The 18932-nt window shown below is 57.7% G+C and carries 15 protein-coding genes; 13 read left to right on the top strand and 2 right to left on the bottom strand.

Annotation, left to right across the window (positions count from 1 at the left end; all coding sequences use genetic code 11):
- Positions 1-27: 27 nt before the first annotated feature.
- Together H7A77_RS02675 and H7A77_RS02670 are read right to left on the bottom strand one after the other, a co-directional pair.
- The gene (locus tag H7A77_RS02675; RefSeq protein ID WP_182073786.1) at positions 28-1611 is read right to left on the bottom strand and encodes an L-lactate permease; all 1584 of its coding nucleotides are present in this window, start codon (positions 1609-1611) and stop codon (positions 28-30) included.
- Positions 1612-1934: 323 nt separating this feature from the next.
- Positions 1935-2855 (bottom strand): LysR family transcriptional regulator, encoded by a 921-nt coding sequence (locus H7A77_RS02670; RefSeq protein ID WP_033644801.1) that lies wholly within the window; start codon positions 2853-2855, stop codon positions 1935-1937.
- A gap of 425 nt (positions 2856-3280) precedes the next feature.
- Here H7A77_RS02670 and H7A77_RS02665 point away from each other — a divergent pair, with 425 nt between their 5' ends.
- From H7A77_RS02665 to H7A77_RS02605, 13 genes are all read left to right on the top strand, one after another.
- Complete coding sequence (locus tag H7A77_RS02665) at positions 3281-3484, top strand: DUF4762 family protein (RefSeq protein ID WP_033652154.1); 204 nt, start codon at positions 3281-3283, stop codon at positions 3482-3484.
- Positions 3485-3655: 171 nt separating this feature from the next.
- Positions 3656-4321 (top strand): DsbA family protein, encoded by a 666-nt coding sequence (locus tag H7A77_RS02660; RefSeq protein ID WP_047026629.1) that lies wholly within the window; start codon positions 3656-3658, stop codon positions 4319-4321.
- Positions 4321-5265, top strand: coding sequence for an ABC transporter (locus H7A77_RS02655; protein WP_147881120.1), 945 nt, complete (start codon positions 4321-4323; stop codon positions 5263-5265). Before H7A77_RS02660 ends, H7A77_RS02655 begins: the two co-directional genes overlap by 1 nt.
- A gap of 19 nt (positions 5266-5284) precedes the next feature.
- Positions 5285-7402 (top strand): peptidase domain-containing ABC transporter, encoded by a 2118-nt coding sequence (locus tag H7A77_RS02650; RefSeq protein ID WP_042785293.1) that lies wholly within the window; start codon positions 5285-5287, stop codon positions 7400-7402.
- A 43-nt stretch (positions 7403-7445) separates the two neighbouring features.
- Positions 7446-8567 carry an efflux RND transporter periplasmic adaptor subunit gene (locus H7A77_RS02645; protein ID WP_370528295.1) on the top strand — a complete coding sequence of 374 codons (1122 nt, stop codon included), beginning with the start codon at positions 7446-7448 and terminating at the stop codon, positions 8565-8567.
- On the top strand, positions 8557-10515 hold the full coding sequence (locus tag H7A77_RS02640) for an ABC transporter permease (RefSeq protein ID WP_182073784.1): 1959 nt from the start codon (positions 8557-8559) through the stop codon (positions 10513-10515). Before H7A77_RS02645 ends, H7A77_RS02640 begins: the two co-directional genes overlap by 11 nt.
- Positions 10516-10541: 26 nt before the next feature.
- Entirely contained in the window at positions 10542-11891 is a 1350-nt protein-coding gene (locus H7A77_RS02635; RefSeq protein WP_047026658.1) for an efflux transporter outer membrane subunit, read from the top strand.
- 2 nt (positions 11892-11893) lie between these two features.
- Positions 11894-13156, top strand: a complete 1263-nt coding sequence (locus H7A77_RS02630) for a beta-ketoacyl-[acyl-carrier-protein] synthase family protein (protein WP_047026626.1) — start codon at positions 11894-11896, stop codon at positions 13154-13156.
- An 11-nt stretch (positions 13157-13167) separates the two neighbouring features.
- Positions 13168-13410 carry an acyl carrier protein gene (locus H7A77_RS02625; RefSeq protein ID WP_033644937.1) on the top strand — a complete coding sequence of 81 codons (243 nt, stop codon included), beginning with the start codon at positions 13168-13170 and terminating at the stop codon, positions 13408-13410.
- A gap of 543 nt (positions 13411-13953) precedes the next feature.
- On the top strand, positions 13954-14502 hold the full coding sequence (locus tag H7A77_RS02620) for a tyrosine-type DNA invertase (RefSeq protein WP_033644811.1): 549 nt from the start codon (positions 13954-13956) through the stop codon (positions 14500-14502).
- Between the two features lie 482 nt (positions 14503-14984).
- A complete protein-coding gene (locus H7A77_RS02615) occupies positions 14985-15509 on the top strand; it encodes a fimbrial protein (protein WP_042785288.1) in 525 nt (174 codons plus the stop codon).
- An 87-nt stretch (positions 15510-15596) separates the two neighbouring features.
- Positions 15597-16274 carry a molecular chaperone gene (locus tag H7A77_RS02610; protein WP_089192208.1) on the top strand — a complete coding sequence of 226 codons (678 nt, stop codon included), beginning with the start codon at positions 15597-15599 and terminating at the stop codon, positions 16272-16274.
- 105 nt (positions 16275-16379) lie between these two features.
- A complete protein-coding gene (locus H7A77_RS02605) occupies positions 16380-18929 on the top strand; it encodes a fimbria/pilus outer membrane usher protein (protein ID WP_089192207.1) in 2550 nt (849 codons plus the stop codon).
- The last annotated feature ends 3 nt before the right edge of the window (positions 18930-18932 follow it).

Below are 18932 nucleotides of genomic sequence, written 5' to 3'. Positions count from 1 at the left end.
GTCTTCTTGCAAATAACGGGTTGTCAGTCAGAGCGAGAGGATCGCCGCCATAGCGGCCGCGATCCCACCGTACGCCAGCATCGGCAGCGCGGTCTTTCTGATGATTTTGCCTTCGGCGTTGCCGATCCCCAGGATCGAACAGACCGCGATAATGTTGTTCAGGCATACCATGTTGCCCATGGCGCCGCCGACGGACTGCAAGGCCAGCGTCAGATTGACGTCGAGGCCGCTGCTCTGGGCGATCGATTGCTGAATGCCGCCGAACGTCAGGTTCGAAACGGTGTTGGAACCGGAGAAGAACGAGCCCAGCGCGCCGAGGAACGAAGAGAACAGCAGCCAGCTGTCGCCGGTCATCGCCGCCAACGCTTTCCCGATCAGGATCACCGGCGCGTTGTCGCCGCCCAGCATCATCAGATTGACCATGACCAGCGCGCCGAACAGGGCGATAAAGGGGCGCGTGATGCGCCCGCCGGTTTCGCTGAACATTTGCCGCACCTGGCCGCCATTCAGACGGAACAGCGGAATGCACAACACCACCACCAGCAGAAACGGGATCAGCGCCGGGACATACAGCGTTTTGTAGCCAGCGGCGGCGGCGGTGCCCAGCACCTGCTGCAGTTCGACGATCAGCGCCTGGCTGATGCGCAGCTCCCCGAGCCAGCCGAGGTTTTCCTGCCACAGCAGCGTGGTGGTGTTGAGCAGCGCCTTGAGGCCCAACTGGTGAATGCGCGTCACTATCAGGATAGCAATCAGCAGCAGGGTCGGCGTCATCGCCTTGACCACCTGCATGAACGGCACCGCCTGCGCGGCGCTCTGCGGTTTTTCCGCGCGGGCGAGGCCAATGCCGCCGCGCGCCAGCAGCACCGACAGCGCCAGACCGAGAGCGCCGCCGACCAGCGCCGGGAATTCATAGTTCACCTGGGCCAGCAGCAGATAGGGGACGGTGCAGCTCAGCACGCTGAGCAAGATAAACGGCAGGTTGCGGCGGATATCCTGCCAGGAAACGATAAAGCGCAGCGCCAGCAGAGGAATGACGAAGCCGGCGACAACGTGGATCAGCGCGGTTTGCCGGCCGATCTCCAGCAGGCTGGCGTCCGACAGGCCGAGGTTGGCGAAGCCGAACCAGGTGGGGGTGCCCACGGCGCCGAAGGAGACCGGTACCGAGTTCATCACCAGCGTCAGCAGGGCGACGCGCAGCGGGTTGAAGCCCAGCCCGACCAGAATCGGCGCGGCGATGGCGGCCGGGGTGCCGAAGCCGCTGGCGCCCTCGATCATAAAGGCGAACGCCCAGCCGATAATCATCAGTTGGGCCACCGGGTTGGGGCTAACGGTTTCCAACCAGCGGCGCACCACGTTTTCCGCACCGCTTACCTGCATCAGTTTGTTGAGCAGGATGGCGCCGGCAATGATGGTGATCGGCGTCAGCGTCGAGACCAGCGCAGTGATGATATTGGCATGCAGCAGCCGCAGTGAGGCATCGAACCACCAGAGCTGCAGGGCATATACCACGGCGGCCGTCAGCGGCAGGGCCAGATAAGAGGGCACGCCATTCCTTTTGGTCATCATCCATATCAGCAGGACGATGGGCGCAATACTGAAAAGCAGGGGCATAAGATCCTCAGGGTTATTATTTTTATGGGCAGAGATATGTAACTGAAAGGTTAATTACCGCAACATTTTCATTCTAATCACAACGTTGGCGATGATGCCACGCGATAATTTTTTAACGTCGGCGAATGGTGCCGGCGGCGGGAAAAATGTCGGCTGTTGAGGCTGAATTAAATTGATTTAAAATCAATTGGATGGGTTTTTATGTTGTGTAATGAATGCGCTGGATCACATTAATTAGGCGTTAATGTTCACGAGTTCATGTCCAAAAATGCGGTAATCCACGCGGTACTTTACGACGCGTGGAAATAATCAGGAGTGGAAACTTAAAAGTAGTGGCTGATATTTTGATAGGAACCGATGATATGTTCGATCAGCAGGCGAGTTTTTAACGGCAGATTGCGGGTATAAGGGTAGACGGCGTAAATGCCCAATACCTTGCCGCAGTGGCCGGCCAGGATCTCCGTCAGTTTGCCTTCCTGCAAATCTTCGTACACCATGCAGCGCGGCACCATGGCGATGCCATGGCCGCCGATCACCGCTTTGCGGATCGCCCGCGCATTATTGGCCGACAGGTTGCCGTCAACCTGCAGCTCGTAGATTTCGTTGCGCCCTGGCCGCTTCATCAGCCAGTTGGCGGTGCCGCTCTCTTGATAGGTATAGGTCAGGCAGTTGTGGCTAAGCAGATCGTCGGGATTGCGCGGCTCGGGGTGGTTCTCCAGATAGCCCGGCGAGCAGACGATCACCCAGCGGGAATCGAAGATCGGCCGCGCAATCAGGCTGGAGTCCGGCATGGTGCCGGTACGGATCGCCAGATCGATGCCTTCTTCCACCAGATCGACGAAGCGGTTTTCCAGCCGCATCTCGACCTTCAGGCTGGGGTGCTGGGCGCAAAACTCCGCCACGCTTTCACTCAGCAGCAGCTCACCCGAAATGGTCGGCACCGACATACGAATGGTGCCGGTCAGCTCTTCGCTCTTTTCGCTGACGGCGTACAGCGCTTCCTGCACTTTGGCGCCGATCTCCTTGGCCTGCTGGTAGAGCGCCTGGCCGCTTTCGGTCAGCGTCAGGCTGCGGGTGGTGCGGTACATCAGCCGGGCGCCGAGCGATTTTTCCAACCGCCCGATGCGTTTGCTGACCACCGAACTGGTAATGCCGGCGCTCTCCGCCGCCTTGCTGAACGAGCCGCAGTCGACAATCAGGGCAAACAGAATCAGGTCGTTGGCGTATTCGTGAGTCGCGAGCATGGGCATCCTAAGAGTGAGAGTCCTGTTGCCCAGTGTAAGTCCGGCGCGGCAGGAAGCAATCTTTTCAGCCTGTTTCCAGTGCCGGTTAACTGGTCGGATCTGAAATTTTCTTGGTTAATTACCTCTTAAACTGAGAATTATCCTTCAAATAAATCGAGGCTATTCCGGGGGTGAAATTAACTTCCATGTTTTTATAAGTAATTAAATTAGAATAATCCTTATATCAAACGTTACTTATTCCACTAAGCCTGCGGTGCAGTGTAAATAATTGTATTGATCTGCTTGTGTGAGAGGGCTATTCTTTTTCCCGCGGCGCTCTCATTGTTATCAATTAAATGTTTTTCAATGTATTGAAGAATTACTCTGTCTTGCAGGCAGAGTGATGGGTAGTGTGTTTATATTTTAATATATATAAGGATATTGTAATGAAGAAAATCAATCTGTCTGAAGCGGCAAACATCGTCGGCGGTACTTTTGTGTGTACCAAGGAATTTGCCTGGGTGGGCGGTGGCAATAACCGCACTTGCCAACTGGTGACCACCTGTTCCGATAAGTTTGGCGGCGTGACCAAAAACTATCGTCCGGCGCCGGTGGCGAGCTGCCCTTCCACGCCGACAATCCCGAGCTGATGCGAGCTGAACGCTTGCAGTTAGGTTAGTGATGGACAGGCGGGGCGCTTGCGCGCACCGCCTGATAACGGAGATGAATTCCTTTTTTATCGCTGAACCGTCAATCTCCCTTTCTGATTTATAACGCTCATGCTCAAGTGAGTATTTATTTATGCGCAGGATGCGTCTGCTATGTATAAACGTCCTTTGCTGTTTTTTAGTTACACGCTCGTCATTATTTTCGCCTCTTCTTTTTTGACTGCACTTTATTTCCAGCATTACGTTATGGCCTCGCCGGCGGCGGAAAGCCTGAGTTTTATCTCTCCGGAAAAAATAGAGCAAAGCCCATTGCAAGACGATAACGCCATTGTCGAAGTCTTCTCTTACGCCTGCCACTATTGTGAAGTTAACGAAAGCGGCGTGGCCGAGCTGGAAAAACGCTTACCGGCGGGAGCCAAATTGGTGCGCCTGCATCTCAGCGACGACGATCACGCCGGCATGGCGGCCTTTGCGCCCCTCTTCGCCACCCTGACGGTCATGGGGATCGAGGCGCAGCATCGTCCCGCCGCTTACCGCGCCATTATCAAAGAAAACCTCAATCTGGCGGATGAAAAGCAACTCAGTGCCTGGTTGGTGGCCAACGGCATCGACGAGGCCGCCTATCAGCGGACCAGAGATTCAGAGCGGGTCAAGGAACTGTTGGCGTATATGACGGCGGTAAGCCGCTATTACCAGGTCAACGCGACCCCCAGCTTTATCGTCAATCGCAAATGGCTGGCGTTGCAAGACCGCGAGTTTTCCGCTTTCAGCCAGCAACTGCTGTCGCTGTTGCAGCACGATAAGCCGCTGGCCCCCTGATGCGCCTGCTCGCGGTTCGGGGTTATCTGGCCTGGCGTAACGGCCTGGACGCCGTGGCGCGTCTCTCTGCTGTCCGCACCGGGGTGAGCCGGAGTCTGACGTGCGCTCTGCTGCGGCGCGTGGATTATCGCCTGTGGCTAAAGATGCAGAGGTGGTTGAGGTGGAGTCTGCAGCAACGCCGTTTTCGCCACCGGCAAGCGGTCGCTGAGGCGAATCGCCAAAGCCTGTTGGGCGACGGCAGGCTGGACTTCGCCTGGCTGATGCAGCGGCGGCAATGGCTGGATTTGGCGGCGATCCAGGCCCGCAACGCCGTGTTGATGGAGCATTTGGCGCAGTGCACTTCACAGCTCAATCAGGTGGTGGAGCCGCTGCATCGCGCCGGGGTGCCGGTGTTGTTGGCGCCGATGCACACGGTTTCCGATGTGTTGGCGACGCTGGTCGGCGCGGGCGTTTATCCCGGGCGGGCAACGGTGATCGTTTCCGGTGACGCACAGACGTTAGCGCGGCGAGCGCCTGAGGGGGAATGGCGGCAGCGGCTCGACTATTGCTCGATTCACGACGATCCCCGGCATATTGCCGGCACCTTGTCGCAGGCGCTGCTGGAGGCGACGGAGCATCGGCGCAACATCATCCTCTTCCCGGACATCACGCCGGATTACACCTTGAACAGCACCCGGGACGCCTCGGCCAAACTGGCTTGCCGTTTGTTCAACCGGCCAGCGCATTTGCATAGCGGCATCGTTCGATTATCCCGAGCGATGCGGGCTCGAGTGGTGTGCTATTCGCTTTATTACGATCGCGGCGTTCGCATTCACATAGAAGAACCGATTGCCACAGAGCTGGTCGGCCGCGCCGTGCCGGAGATCGTCGAGCGCACCCTGTGGCGACATGCGGATGATTGGCTGCTGTGGCATTCGCACTCTCTATTTTTTATCAACGAATAAGTCAGGGATATCACTACGCATGGAAAACACCCTCCCTACGCCGGTCTTGCAGAGCGAAATCAATGAGTGCGGGCTGGCCTGCATCGCCATGCTGGCGGAAACGCAGGGCGTTCGCGCGCCATTGACGGAACTGCGTGAGCGTTACCCCGCTTCGCAACACGGCACTTCGCTGGCGACGCTGTGCGCCATTTTAGGGGAGCTGGCGTTGCCGGCTTATCCGGTGGCGTTCGAGCACCGGGATCTGGCGGCGCTGCCTTTACCGGCGATTCTGCATTACGGCGCGGGCCACTATGTATTGCTGGCATATCGTCAGGGCGGTTACGTGTGCGTAATGAATCCGGCGTTGGGGCAACAGCTGCTGCCGTACGCCGCTTTGAAAGCGGAAATCAGCGGCTACGCATTGGTGCTCGATCGCGACGATTTACCGTCCACCACCCCCGCCGCGCGGAGCCACCGACGCGGTGCTTTCGCCAGTTTAAGCCTGAAGGATACCGCCGGCATCGCCGGCATTTATCGCCTGGCGGCGATGACGTTTCTTATCTCGCTGACGCTGTTCATCATGCCGATGATGGTCGCCAGCGCGATCAATCAGGTGTTCGCCATGGCCGGTGAGGTCGCGTTTCCTTACGCCTACTATCTGCTGGCGTTTGTGGCATCCACGGCGCTGGCCCTGATGGCGCGCATCATCACCGAGCGTTTTATCAAAAACTTCGTGTTGCTGCACGGCGCCGCCGGGTTTTCCCGCCTGCTGGAAAATTCGCTGAATTTCTTCAGCAAGCGCGCGCCCGGCGAGATTTTCAGTCGTTTCACCAGCTGGCAGATGGCCGCCGGCCAGAAAATCGAGCTGGATAACGGCCTGCGCACCGACTGGATCATCGCTGCTATCGCGCTGGCGGTGATGGGCTATTTGAGCCCGATGTTGGCGCTGGTGCCGATTGCCGGCGTACTGCTGATGGGGGCGATCAGCGTTTGGGCCATTTATCGCGATCGCCACTTCACCCAGCAGCTGCAGGTGAGAGGGGCGGCGCAGAATGATTTTATTCTGGAAACCATTCAGGGGTTTTCGACCATCAAGTCCGCCGGGCTCGCCGGCCAGCGGCAAGAGGGCTTTGCCGAGCATGCCCGTTCGCTGTTCAACTGCCTGCAGCGGCAAAAAGTCTATGAGCAGGTCAAGGGCAGCATTTATCAACTGATTGGCAGCCTGGAAATGGTGGTGTTCATGCTGCTGGCGCTGCCGCTGCTAAAGGGTGGCGAACTCAGTCTGGGGGCATTCTTCGCCTACAGCTTTCTGCGCGAAATTTTTACCTCTTACACCAGCAAGATCTTTTTTGCCGTCCTGCAGAAAAACCAACTGCACGTGATCGATGAGCGCGCGCGGGATCTGTTTCCTGCCGTATCTCTGCGTACCGGGTCTGGCGACGAAAGCGTGAACCATTTTGATGTGCAGTTGGCGTATCGGGGGGTGAGCTTCGCGTACGACGCCGGCCAACCGGTTTTGCGCGACCTGTCGCTGACGCTGGAACGGGGCGAGTGTATCGCCATCTGCGGCGGTTCCGGCGCGGGCAAGAGCACCTTGCTGAAGGTGCTCGCCTGTCTGTTGACGCCGCAGCGGGGGGAACTGACGCTGGATGGCCGCGTGCTGGCTAACGCCGCCGCGCAGCGGCTGTTCTTCCTGCAAAGCCAGGAGGACATTCTGTTCAATGCCTCGGTATTGCAAAACGTCACGCTGTTCGCCCCGTCGGCGCCGGGCCAGCAGAGACAAGTGGAACAGGCGCTATGCAGTTTGGGGCTGGCGGATGCGGTGGCGCAGCTGCCCGGAGGCGTGAACGCTCTGGTGCGAGAGAGCCATGCCGGGCTGTCGCTGGGGCAACGGCAGCGTCTGTTGCTGGCGCGTGCCATGTACAGCCGTTGTCCGGTGTTGGTGCTGGATGAACCGACGGCGAATCTGGATGAAAAAACCGCTGCGGCGGTGATGTCGGCTCTGGTAGCGCATTGCCGTGAGAAGGGTAAAACCCTGGTGACCGTGACGCATAACCCGCGGCTGCTGCCGTTGTTTGATCGGGTGCTGCACTTGTCGCAGGGCCGGTTGTTGGCCGCCGTCGACACCAGGATGAATGACTGTGCTGAGGTGGAGTGACGTGCCCGGAAAGAAACGCTGGCGGCGTGTGGCGCTGGTGGCGATCGTGTTGGGGGGGCTGGCCGGCGGGCTGTTAGGGTTGAATCGGGCGCCTGACGTATCACCGCCACAGACGGCGCGCGTCGATCGCGGCGACATCGAAAAAAGCGTGTTGGCTACCGGCATTTTGAAACCGGCCCGGCAGGTGAACGTTGGCGCGCAGGTCAACGGCCAACTGAAAAAACTGTATGTCAAACCGGGGGACAGAGTGGCTCAGGGCCAGCTGTTGGCCGAGATAGATCCGACGTTGCAACTTAACGAACTGCGCAAGTCGCAGGCCGAATTACGCAGCGCGCAGGCGCAGAAATTGGCGAGTCAGGCGCAGCTCAAGCAGTACCAACTGGAGTTGGCGCGGCAAAGGGCGTTGGCGCGAGATCGTGCCGGCGTGGCCAGCGATTTGGAAAAAGCGCAGGCGCAGCACGACGCGCAACTGGCGCAGTTGAAAGTGAACGAGTCGCAGATCGTTCAGGCCGAAGTCGCGCAGGAAACGGCGAGAGCCAACCTGGCTTTTACCCGTATTACCGCGCCTATCGACGGCGAAGTGCTGGGTATCGTCACTCAGGAAGGGCAAACCATCGTCTCATCGCAAAGCGCACCGACCATTTTGGTGATGGCGGACGTGGATACGATGATGGTGCATACCCGCATATCGGAAAATGACATCTTGCAGGTGAGGGCGGGGCAGCCGCTGTGGTTTTATGTCGCCGCCGATCCCCGCCGCCGATATGAGGGGGTCATGGGCGCGATACAGCAAGCGCCGGCAGAAGCGCTGGAAGCCGACCCGCTGGGCAGAAATTCAAGCCAGCAAACGGCGGCGGTGTATTACAACGGCGTATTTGCCGTCGCCAACGGCGAACGTCGATTACGCACCTCGATGACGGCGCAGGTATTCATCATTACCGAACGCGCCACGGGGGTGGTGCGGCTGCCGATGGCGGCATTGGGAGAGGCTCGGGATGGCGAGCGCTATCAGATCAGAGTGTTGGAAGGCCAGCGGGTTGTCGCGCGCAGCGTGCGCATCGGGAAGCGCGATCGCCGCTATGCGGAAGTGTTGGAAGGCGTGAGAGTGGGTGAGCAAGTGCTGCTGGAACACCAGTCAGATACGGAGGGTGAGCATGTCAGCTAGCACGGATCCCATTATCGTTTTGGAGAACGTTTCGCGCGAGTTTCAAGCCGGAGAGCAGAAAATCACGGTCCTCAAACGCGTTTCCCTGAGCATTCAGCGGGGAGAAATGGTCGCTATCGTCGGCGCCTCCGGCTCCGGAAAATCGACGTTGATGAATATTATCGGTTGTCTGGACAAGCCTTCTCAGGGGGATGTGTACATCAACGGGGTGGCGATTGGGCAAGCCGACGGCAATCGCCTGGCGCGGCTCCGCAGTCGGCATATCGGCTTTATTTTCCAGCGCTATCATCTGATGCCCTATCTGACGGCCGGTGAGAACGTGGCGATCCCTGCATTGTATACCGCCATGCCGGCCGCCGAGCGCCGCTTGCGGGCCGCGCATTTGTTGGCTCGCCTCGGGTTGGCGCAGCGAGGTGGCCATCGTCCGGCGCAGCTTTCCGGTGGGCAGCAACAGCGGGTCAGTATTGCCCGAGCTCTTATGAACGGCGCGGAAATCATTTTGGCCGATGAACCTACCGGCGCGTTGGATAGCACCAGCGGTCAGGCGCTGATGGCCATTTTGCATGAGCTGAACGCTGTCGGACACACCGTGGTCATCGTGACGCACGATCGGCGGATCGCCGAGCAGGCGCAGCGGATCATTGAGATCGGCGACGGCGAGATCGTGGCGGATCGTCGCCACGATGCCGCCCGACAGCGTTTTGCGTTCGAGAGGCCGCTGGCGTTGGCTGCGCCGCTGAAACGCATGAGCCCTTGGGCGGCGCTGCGAGAGGCGCTCGGCATGGCTTGGCGGGCATTATTAGGGCATCGGGTTCGGGCATTATTATCAATGCTCGGCATCATCATCGGCATTGCGGCGGTCGTTTCCGCCATCGCCATCGGTGAAGGCACGCGCCAAAGCATCCTCAGGGAAATCAGCCAGCTCGGCTCCAGCACGTTGGACATTCGTCCCGGATTGGGATGGGAAAAAACGCGTCCCGATTTTGCGCGTTCGCTGAGTGCGCGGGATGCAGCGCTGCTGGCGGCCTTGCCTTATGTCGACAGCGTTTCGCCGGTTATCAGCACTCAACTGTCGGCCGTGCGCGAAGGCAAGCAGGTGCCGCTCGCCGTGATGGGCGTCGGCGAAGGGTATTTCCGCACGCAGGGCATTCGGCTGCTTTCCGGTGGCCTGTTTACTGCGCAGGATCTGAGTGACCGCGCACCGGTGGCGGTGATCGATCCCTTGCTGCAACAGGCTCTGTTTTCTTCCCGGCAAGATCCGGTGGGCGCGGTTTTGCTGATCGCGGGTGTGCCTTATCGGGTGATCGGCGTCGCGCAGCGCCGCGGCGCCCAATACGCCGGTTCTCAACCGCTTGCCTGGCTGCCCCATACCTCCCTGACTGGCCGCATCGCCGGCGATATGCCGCTGGAATCGATTGTGATGCGAGTGAATGAAAAATTGACGTTGGAAGCGGCAAGGCGGGATGTGACCCGGCGTTTGACCGTAGAACATGGCCGGCGGGATTTTTTCACGCTGACTGACGATCAACTGACGCAATCCATTCAGCGTGCCTCCGACTCCATGCGATTGCTGATTACCGCGATTGCCGCCATCTCGCTGCTGGTCGGTGGGGTGGGGGTGATGAACATCATGTTGGTTTCGGTGACGGAACGAACCCATGAGATCGGCATTCGATTGGCGGTGGGCGCCGCTGAGAAAGACATTATGCGGCAATTTTTGATTGAGGCGGTGGTGATCTGCAGCCTGGGGGGCGTGTTGGGGATCGCCTGCGCCGCGCTGGTTAAAGGGATTCTGAGCGGCTTGGCGCCGCAGGTGACGATGATCTTTACTTGGCCGCCATTGCTGCTGGCCTGCGGGTTTTCGGCGTTGATCGGCGTCGGGTTCGGCTTCTTTCCAGCCCGTGCCGCCGCGCGCCTGCAGCCGGTGGAGGCGTTGGCGCGAGAATGAACCGACTTTGGATTTATGGACTGGTCATGCTGTCTTTGAGCGCTTGCGGAGGGCGGCCGATCGACGCCACGGCGCCACCGTCGTTGCCGCAGCAGTGGCGCGTGGTCGATGAACGTTCCGGTTCATTGCGGGCAGGCGTCGCCTGGTGGGAAAACTTCAATGATCCGCAGCTTTCCTCGCTGATCGATGGCGTTCTCATCGCGAATCAGGATCTGGCGCTGGCTGGATTGCAGTGGCGTGAGGCGATGTTGGAGGCCGGGTTGGTAGCCGGCAATGCGACCCCCGACCTGGCCGCCAGCCTGAGTGGCCGCAATACCAAGGCATTGCGCGGCGCGGCGCGGCCGCAAGAAAGTTACCGCGCAGGACTGTCACTGAGTTATGAACTGGATTTATGGGGCAAGCTGGCGCGCATTCGCGAGCAGGCTCAGTGGCTGGCCGTCGCTTCGGAGTTGGATCGGCGCAATACCGCGTTGACTTTGATCGGCGCTACCGCTCGCGGGTATTGGCAGATCGCCGATTTGAATCAGCAAGTCACCCATCAGCAACAGGCGGTGGCGTTCGCGCGTGAGACTGTACGGCTGGTGGCGGCACGTCACACCGCCGGCGACGTCGGCCGATTCGAGTTGTTGCAGGCGGAGCAAAACCTATTGGCGCGTGAGAATCAACGGGATGAACTGGCACGGCAGCGGGAAGACGCTCGCAACTCGCTGGCGCTGTTGTTCGGCCGTTCACCCTTGCTGCGATACAGCGAAAGGCGAGCGCTACCGATCAACGAGGTGCCCATTGCGCCACGTCTGCCGGCGGCGGTGATGGCGCGACGGCCGGATGTGCAGGCGGCGGAGCGGCGCCTGCGGGCGGCGCTGGCCGGTGCGGAGGCCGCTACATTGCGTTTTTATCCGGCGCTGAGTCTGGATGCCGCACTGGATGCCGGCAGCGGGCTTTTCCGCCAATGGTTCAGTGAACCTTCGCGCTCGCTGGGCGCGACGTTGACGCTGCCGTTCATCGAGTGGCGCAAGATGCGCTTGTCCAGCGACAAAGCGACGTTGCAGGCGCAGCGCGCGGAGATTCAATTTCGCGATGCGGTTTACCGCGCGCTGGCAGAGGTAGACAGCGCTATGCGGGAACGTCTGGAAGCGCAGCGGCAAATCGGCAATCAGCAGCGGCATCTGGCGATGGGGCGACAAGCCGTGGCATTGGCCCGCCATCAATATCAGGCCGGTTCCGTCGCGCTGCAAACGTTGCTGGACGCGCAAGAGGCGGTGTTAGCCAGCGAGAATTCACTGTCGGCACTGCAATATCGCTACCTGAACGCCACGATGCAGCTCTGGCTGGCGCTGGGCGGCAACGAGGCTTTCGCATCCGGGCAAGGGGAGTAAGCATGGACAAAGAACGGAATACAAGACGTGTGGTGGTCACCGGTTACGGCGCCGTCACCGCGCTGGGTGGCAACGCGCAGCAAAACTGGCAGGCTATCATGGCCAACCGTTTGGCCTATCGCTATCACGATAAATCGGCGGCGGGGATCCACGCGCGCTTTTTTGCTTTGCTGGAGGCCGAACCGGCGCTGGAAGGCGTAGCCGCGCGGGTAAGCCGCCGGCTGCCCAGATTCGCCAGGCTGGCGTTGGCCGCCGCCTCGGAGGCGATCGACATGGCGTTTTCATCCAGTTTTGTGGGGCCTGCGCACTTTTATTCGTCGTTGGAGTGCGGGGCGATTATCGGCAGCGGCTGGGGCGGCCAGGATGAGATCATGCAAAACAATGCGGATTATCTGCAATCCGGCATGGGGCAGCTGTTTGGCTGTTTTCACGCGATGCCCAATATCGCGACCGCCATATGCGGCCAACATTGGTTGCTGCGGGGCTATCAGGGCTCGCCGGCGGCGGCCTGCGCGACCGGTGGCATCGCGATTGGCGATGCGTTTGAGGTGATCCGCAGCGGCCGCGCTTCAATGATGTTGGCCGGCGCGTCGGAATCACTGAGCGGCAATGGCGCGATATGGAACATCGACGCGTTGCGTTTGCTGAGTCGGGAGCAAAAGGATATCACCAAGGCCAGTTGCCCGTTCAGCCGGGAGCGCAGCGGCTTCGTGTTGGCGGAAGGGGCCGCCGTGTTGTGTCTCGAGGAGCGAGAGGCGGCTTTAGCGCGCGGCGCGACAATACTGGGGGAGGTCAAGGGATACGGCAACTTTTCAGACGCTTTTGATCTTACCGCGCCGGCGGAGGATCCGCAGGCCAAGGTGAAAACCATTCGACGGGCTCTGGAGCAGGCGGGGCTAAGCAATCATGAGATCGACTATATCAATGCGCATGGCACGTCGACGGCGCAAAGCGATGTGAACGAAACCGTTGCGATCAAGGCGGCGCTGGGGCGCGATGCTTATCGCACGCCGATTTCCAGCACGAAATCCTATACCGGGCACTTGCTCGCCGCATCCGGCAGCTTTGAGGCGATCGTCTGCCTACAGGCATTGCAGCAGCAAATGATGCCGGCAACCTGCCATTTGCACGAGAGCGATCCCGAATGCGATCTTGATTATATTCGCGAGGGGCATCGTCGCGGTCGTTTGCGCAATGTCATGAGTCTCAACTTCGGTTTCGGCGGTGCTAATGCGGCGCTGGTATTTGGTTATCACAATGAATAACGGTAGGGCCTATGGAAAAGTATCATCGATTGTATGAGGCGATTTGCGGCCTGTTGTATGAAGCCAAAGGATTGGACAGAACGCTGCTGTCGGCCGATATGCCGCTGCAACAGTTGGGGTTGGACAGCCTGGATTATATGGAGTTGATGCTGCTGGTTAGGCGTGAGTTCGGCATTACGCTCAATGCGGAAATGTTTATCGAACGGCCTGACCTGACCCTTGGCGAGCTGTGTCACGTTATGACCAGTCAATAATTCTCCCCCCAGGCGGCCGTGTGATGCGGTCAGGCCTGGGTTATTCCCCATCGTGACTTTATTTCCTCCTGCCCTGATTTTTCCTCTTATCGATTCACATAAAGATTAAAACTTATCGGTTTGGTTAAGATACGTTCGCGCCGGCGGATTTATTTCGTTTTTTTACGAGCCGTATAACGCTTTGAAACCCATGGCGCCTCGCGATTTTATTAGGATTTTTCTTTGTTTTGTCGGTTTGTTTGCCAATTTCAGCGCATGTGTGAAATGGAAGTATTAACGCAAACTAAAGTGAATCGGGAAGTATGCCGTCCTTATTATTTCTGATGGTGGCAGTTGAGCTGCGGTTTTCATTAATGAGGGGGCCTCAAGGGGGGCGCTGAAGGGGGGATTAATCCCTGTACACTGTTCGCGTTTGGCAAATCCGTTATACTCCGCGCTGGATGCAGGAACCTATCCATAGCCAGGGGAAACCCTGAGTGTCCATTGTGGTGATGTAAAAGGAAAATGACAGCCACATTTTTCCGATCAAAGTAATGAGGTTGTATGTCTAATCGTAAACATCTGACGCCTTCTGAAGTGGAGAGACTGCTTGAGGTCACGCTGCATGGAAAGAATCCAGAACGCGATTATTGTCTGATTTATATGTGTTTTATTCATGGTTGCCGCGCCAGCGAAATTGGGGGATGGCGTTTGTCGGACATCGATCTGGAAGGCGGCAACATTTATGTTCATCGTTTGAAGAATGGTTTTTCCACGGTACATCCGCTGTATCTGCGAGAAAGGCAATGTTTGCGGCGTTGGCTGGATAAACGCCGGCAACACCGCTGGGCCGATCAGGAATGGTTATTTCTTTCCAATCGGGGCGGGCGTTTGTCGCGCCAACGTATTTACGGCCTGCTTCGTCATTACAGTAAGGTGGCGAAACTGGAGATTAACGCCCATCCGCATATGCTGCGGCATGGTTGCGGATTTGCGTTGGCGGACCGAGGTATCGATACCCGATTAATTCAGGATTACCTCGGGCATCGAAATATTCAGAATACAGTGATTTATACCGCCAGCAATGCACAGCGCTTTAAAGAAATTTGGTAAGCGCGATTTAATAGAGTAACGGCAAGGAGTCACTTTGAACTAAACTGAAACATACTGTAAGGACGCGTAAAAACAATGTCAATATTCCTACGCTCACTTTGCCTGATAAAGGAAAATTTTTTTTAAAAACATATCGTTGTGTTCATGTTTCATTTCTTCCGCACTCCCGCCATCTAAGCAAAATCCTAATCAAAGAAAAGTCATTTTAAATCAATCGGCCAATCCCTTGGTTTTTTGGTCTGATTTGAGGTTATTTTGTTTTCTATTTGGCTTTAAATTCTGTCTTTTATTTGTTTTTTGGTTTTAAAAACCAAAGGAGTCACTTTAGTTCAAAATGAATCGTTTGGGTGAATAAGCCTTAGGCCATCAATAAGTTTGGTCAAGGGTATTTGCTCTTCGTGGAACTAAATAAAAGGGAATGACATTAAGGATATGTCGGAAATAAAACCATGCATATTTTGCATAATTTTAAGGAAAGTAGGATGAAAAAGAATCTGCTGGCTGTAGCTGTTTTGACCGCGTCTGCATTTACCACCTCTGTATTTGCTGCTGACGGCGCGCTGAATATCACTGGCACCATTACCGATCAGTCTTGCACCGTCGATCCGGATTCCCAGAACAAGCAGGTTGCTCTGGGCAAAATCGCTAAAGATGCGTTTCCTAACGCTGGCGCCACCGCTGGCGCCAAAGCGTTCAACCTGATCCTGAAAAACTGCCCGGACACCGTGACTGGCGCTACCGTTCGCTTTGATGGCACTCAGGTGCAGGGTCAGTCCGGGCTGCTGAAACTGACCGGCGCCGGCACCCCTGGGGTGGCAGGCGGCATTGGCGTACAGCTGCTGGACGACGGCAGCAACGTACTCAATATCGGCAACGATTCCCGCGTATATGCGCTGGCAGAGAACAAAGACAACGTTCTGGGCTTCGTGGCGCGCTACTTCGCTTACGACACCGTCTCTGTCGGTAGTGCGAACGCCACCGCCAACTTCACTATTGTCTATCAGTAAATTCACGCCGTTATGTCGGCGTGAGCGTTAGAAAAATGGGCCAGAGGCTGCGTCTCTGGCTCTTTATTCATCGGGGAAGGTAACAAAATGAAAGCGGGATATTTTGCGCTGACGGCAGCGTTATTGATGGCGCTTTGGGCTCCGGCTCAGGCCGGCGTGATCGTGGGCGGGACTCGGCTGATATACGACGGGGGTAAAAAAGAGTCCGCTCTGAATATCAATAATCCGGATGCGGTGCCTTATTTGATCCAATCCTGGGTCGATGCTCAAGAAGGTGAAAGCGCTAAAGCGCCTTTCATCATCACGCCTCCGTTGTTTCGCTTGGATGGTGGCCAAAATAACCTGCTGCGCGTAGTGCGTGCGGGCGGCAATTTGCCGACGGACAGAGAATCGCTGTATTGGCTGAATGTGAAGTCTATTCCTTCGGTAGAAAAGAAAGAAAACACGCTGCAAATTGCGATCAAGACCCGCATCAAGCTGATTTATCGTCCCCAGGGGCTGGCCGGCAATCCGGAAGAAGCGGCCGGCAAAGTGACGTGGCGGCGCAGCGGCGATCGGCTGCAGGTGACCAACCCTTCACCCTATTACCTCACCTTTTTTAATTTGAAGCTGAACGGCAGTGCCATTACCGGCAACACCATGGTTGCGCCGCAAGCTACCGCCAGTTTTCCGTTACCGATGGCGCAAGGTGGGGGAGGCAGTCTGAGCTGGCAAATCATCAACGACTATGGCGGAACCGGCCAGACCTTTACCGGCACGTTATAGCCGGGCCGCGATGCGTGTTTTTTGGTCCCGGAGTAACGCTGGGGCCGGCGTTCGGCTTACCTGAATTTTAGGCGGCTGAGCCAATCGGGACAGGGAGTTAAAAGGATGAATAACCCGAATTGCATTGGTTTACCAGGGACACGATCGATTTTGGCCGGTTTGATGTCTTGCCAGGTGGCGCTGCTTTATCCAATCGGTGCGGCGCATGCGCGCGATTACTTCAACCCGGCGCTGTTGGAGATTGACAACCCGGCGCTGCGCGGCGCCGATCTCTCCGTATTTGAGGAAAACAACAGCCAGGCGCCCGGCACTTATCGGGTCGATCTTTACCTTAACGGCGAACAGGTTGACAGTCTAGACGTCGAGTTCCGGCTGATGCCGACGGCTGGCGGAAAGCAAGCGCTGCAGCCTTGTTTCAGCGCGGAAAAATTGGCCGAATTGGGGGTGAGAGTCTCCATGTTCCCGGCGATTGCGGCGGAGGAGCGCTGTGTCAATCTGGCGCAGGCCATTCCTCAGGCTTCGGCGGTGTTCCTGTTTAATCAGCTGAGATTGAATCTGAGCATTCCGCAAGCGGCATTGAACTTAAATGCGCGCGATTATGTTTCTCCGGATAAATGGGACTCCGGCATACCGGCGCTGTTGGTCAATTACAACTTCAGCGGCGCCAATAGCCAAACACGCGACAGCGAACGGCAGAACAACAATAACTATTACCTCAATCTGCGCTCGGGCATTAACTGGGGCGCCTGGCGTTTGCGTAACTATTCCATCTGGAATCACTACACCGGCGGCGCTTCATCCTGGCGTTCAATCAATACCTATCTGCAGCGCGATATTGTTGCGTTGCAAAGCCGCCTGACTCTGGGCGACAGCACAACGTCCAGCGAGGTGTTCGACAGCGTACAGTTCCGCGGCGGGCAATTGGCTTCTGAAGATGACATTCTGCCGGACAGCATGAAGGGCTACTCGCCGGTGGTGCGCGGGATTGCGCGCACTAACGCGCAAATCGTGATCCGGCAAAACGGCTACGTGATATATCAAAGTTATGTGCCGCCGGGTGCGTTTGAAATTACCGATCTGTACCCCACGGGCGGCAGCGGCGATCTGAACGTCAGCGTGCGTGAGGCTGACGGGCAGGAGCAACATTTCGTGGTGCCTTACGCCGTGGTGCCGGTGCTTCAGCGCGAAGGGCGTTTCAAATACAGCCTGACCAGCGGGAAATACCGTTCATACAGCGGCGGCGTTGATGAACGTCCGTTCAGCCAGGCCACCGGCATCTACGGTTTGCCGTGGGGGGCCACGTTGTACGGCGGCGTGCAAGCCGCCAGTAAGTACCAGTCTCTGGCGCTGGGGTGGGGGCAGAACATGGGGGCGCTGGGGGCGCTGTCCGCTGATGTCACTCAGGCATGGACCAAGCAGGAAACTCGGCCGAAAGAGCAAGGGCAATCATGGCGCCTGCGTTACGGCAAAAACTTCATTGAAACCGGCACTAACTTCAGCTTGGCCAGCTACCGCTATTCCACGCGCGGTTTTTATAACCTGCAAGAGGCGCTGGAGAGCTACGGCGGCAACAGCGCGATCTATAACGATCACAAAAAGAGCCGCGCCGAGCTGACGATGAGCCAGAGCCTGTGGGATCTGGGGGGAACGCTGTCGCTCAGCCTGTTTAACGAAGACTACTGGAATGACAATCGTCGTTCGCAGTCGGTCAGCCTCAGCTACAACAACAGTTGGGAAGCTGTCAGTTACGGACTGAATTACACCTTCAGCCAAAACGGGTATGACAACAACGGCAACCGCAGCAATATTCGCGACCATATCGTGGCCTTCAACGTCAGCGTGCCGCTCAGCAAATGGCTGCCAGGCAGCTACGCCACCTACAACATGAACGCCAGCCGCAACGGTGCCACCAGCAACAACCTTGGGTTGAGCGGCACCGCTTTGCCGGGCAACAACCTGAACTACAGCATCAGCCAGGGCTACACCGGCAGGGGCGTGGGGGCGAACGGCAATATTCAGGCGGACTACAAAGGCGCCCTCGCCGAGTGGAACCTGGGATATGGCTACGATCGCCATCGCCAACAGGTGAACTACGGCGTGCAGGGCGGTGTTCTGGTGCATCAAAACGGCGTCACGCTGTCGCAGCCGCTGGGCGATACGGTGGCATTAGTGCAGGCACCCGGCGCTTCAGGGGTGGATGTTTTGAACCAGACCGGGGTCAGCACCGACTGGCGCGGCTATGCGGTTGTGCCTTACCTGACGCCTTATCGGCGCAATACCGTCGGCCTGGACGGCGAGTCTTTCGCCGAGGATGTCGACATGACCTTGAGCAGCCAAACTGTGATCCCAACCCGTGGCGCCGTGGTGCGTGCCAGCTTCAATCCGGATGTTGGTGCCCGCGTGTTGCTGACATTACTGACGCGCAGTGGCAATCCGGTGCCGTTCGGCGCCACCGTCAGCAATCTCAATAGCCCCTCTGATAATGCCGGCATTGTCGGCGACGGCGGGCAGGTTTATTTGGCCGGCATGGCGGAGAGTGGCCGGCTGCAGGTTAAGTGGGGCAATGACGCGGCTCAGCAGTGTCAGGCTAACTATCAATTGGCTAATCAGCCAGAGAGCGGCGGAATACGTCTCGTTAACGGACAGTGTTTATAAGGT

The sequence above is a fragment of the Serratia sp. ME47 genome, assembly GCF_903970925.1.
Lineage (GTDB): Bacteria > Pseudomonadota > Gammaproteobacteria > Enterobacterales > Enterobacteriaceae > Serratia > Serratia ureilytica.
This window is presented reverse-complemented; position numbering and strand designations above follow the sequence as displayed.